Raw genomic sequence first — 275 nt, 5'->3', positions numbered from 1 at the left:
GAGGGCGAACCGTCCCGCCCGCTCGCCGAACGGCGCAGCGCCCACTCCCCCGTCCGGGACATCGCGGGCATGCTGCGCTCCTTCGACTACGCGGCCCGGCAGCGCCGCCCGTGGCGCCCCGAGTGGGCGCGCCGCTGCCGGGAGGCGTTCTGCGCGGGTTACGCCGCCCGAGCCGGGTGGGACCCCCGTAAGAAGCACGGCCTGCTGCGCGCCTACGAGACCGACAGGGCCGTGTATGAGGTGCTGTACGAGGCCCGGCACCGCCCCGACTGGCT

At 76.0% G+C, this 275-nt stretch carries 1 pseudogene; it reads left to right on the top strand.

Annotated features, from left to right (window positions below):
* Window positions 1-275 (top strand): annotated as a pseudogene (locus GTW67_RS25930) (maltokinase N-terminal cap-like domain-containing protein); the annotation flags it as partial.

Origin of the sequence: Streptomyces sp. SID5910 (assembly GCF_009862125.1) — a bacterium.
Lineage (GTDB): Bacteria > Actinomycetota > Actinomycetes > Streptomycetales > Streptomycetaceae > Streptomyces.
Note: the sequence above shows the minus strand (reverse complement) of the source record. Positions and strands in the feature narration are given on the sequence as shown.